Raw genomic sequence first — 1,188 nt, forward strand, 5'->3', positions numbered from 1 at the left:
TTCGAAATAATCGAGGCGTGTACTGAGCGCCAACGTTTGAGATAATCGAAGCCGTTTTGTGGTTAAGGCTATCTTGGTTGTTGATTTTGCTACAGTAGATTTAGAAACAGAAAGCTTGTTGTTAGTTGTGATAGATTTCATGGCAATAAGAGTTTTAAATTTTTGAATGTTGTGTTGTTATTGATAAAAAGGGCTATTCTTAGAAGTTCGAGATAATTGAAGCGGTATCATTGAAATTCGAAATGATCGAGGCAGTGTACTGAGCGCCAACGTTTGAGATAATCGAAGCCGTTTTGTGGTTAAGGCTATCTTGGTTGTTGAATTTTGCTACAGTAGATTTAGAAACAGAAAGCTTGTTGTTAGTTGCGATAGATTTCATGGCAATAAGAGTTTTAAATTTTTGAATGTTGTGTTGTTATTGGTAAAAAAGGGCTATTCTTAGAAATTCGAGATAATTGAAGCGGTATCATTGAAATTCGAAATAATCGAGGCGGTGTACTGAGCGCCAACGTTTGAGATAATCGAAGCCGTTTTGTGGTTAAGGCTATCTTGGTTGTTGAATTTTGCTACAGTAGATTTAGAAACAGAAAGCTTGTTGTTAGTTGTGATAGATTTCATGGCAATAAGAGTTTTAAATTTTTGAATGTTGTGTTGTTATTGGTAAAAAAGGGCTATTCTTAGAAATTCGAGATAATTGAAGCGGTATCATTGAAATTCGAAATGATCGAGGCGGTGTACTGAGCGCCAACGTTTGAGATAATCGAAGCCGTTTTGTGGTTAAGGCTATCTTGATTGTTGAATTTTGCTACAGTAGATTTAGAAACAGAAAGCTTGTTGTTAGTTGTGATAGATTTCATGGCAATAAGAGTTTTAAATTTTTGAATGTTGTGTTGTTATTGGTAAAAAAGGGCTATTCTTAGAAATTCGAGATAATTGAAGCGGTATCATTGAAATTCGAAATGATCGAGGCCGTGTACTGAGCGCCAACGTTTGAGATAATCGAAGCCGTTTTGTGGTTAAGGGTATCTTGGTTGTTGAATTTTGCTACAGTAGATTTAGAAACAGAAAGCTTGTTGTTAGTTGTGATAGATTTCATGGCAATAAGAGTTTTAAATTTTTGAATGTTGTGTTGTTATTGATAAAAAGGGCTATTCTTAGAAGTTCGAGATAATTGAAGCGGTATCATTG

The 1,188-nt window shown here is 35.0% G+C and carries 4 protein-coding genes; all 4 read right to left on the reverse strand.

Annotation, left to right across the window (positions count from 1 at the left end; translation table 11 throughout):
- Positions 1-199: 199 nt before the first annotated feature.
- Genes BWI92_RS26525 through BWI92_RS26540 form a run of 4 tightly spaced genes read right to left on the reverse strand, consistent with a single transcriptional unit; the run spans position 200 to position 1,096 of the window.
- On the reverse strand, positions 200-379 hold the full coding sequence (locus BWI92_RS26525; RefSeq protein WP_095168633.1) for a hypothetical protein: 180 nt from the start codon (positions 377-379) through the stop codon (positions 200-202).
- 59 nt (positions 380-438) lie between these two features.
- Complete coding sequence (locus BWI92_RS26530) at positions 439-618, reverse strand: hypothetical protein (RefSeq protein WP_095161367.1); 180 nt, start codon at positions 616-618, stop codon at positions 439-441.
- 59 nt (positions 619-677) lie between these two features.
- Positions 678-857: a hypothetical protein gene (locus tag BWI92_RS26535; protein WP_095161367.1), complete on the reverse strand. Its 180-nt coding sequence runs from the start codon at positions 855-857 to the stop codon at positions 678-680.
- Between the two features lie 59 nt (positions 858-916).
- Positions 917-1,096: a hypothetical protein gene (locus BWI92_RS26540; RefSeq protein ID WP_095161366.1), complete on the reverse strand. Its 180-nt coding sequence runs from the start codon at positions 1,094-1,096 to the stop codon at positions 917-919.
- Positions 1,097-1,188: the final 92 nt, after the last annotated feature.

The sequence above is a fragment of the Flectobacillus sp. BAB-3569 genome, from assembly GCF_002270355.1.
Taxonomy (GTDB): Bacteria; Bacteroidota; Bacteroidia; order Cytophagales; family Spirosomataceae; genus Flectobacillus; species Flectobacillus roseus.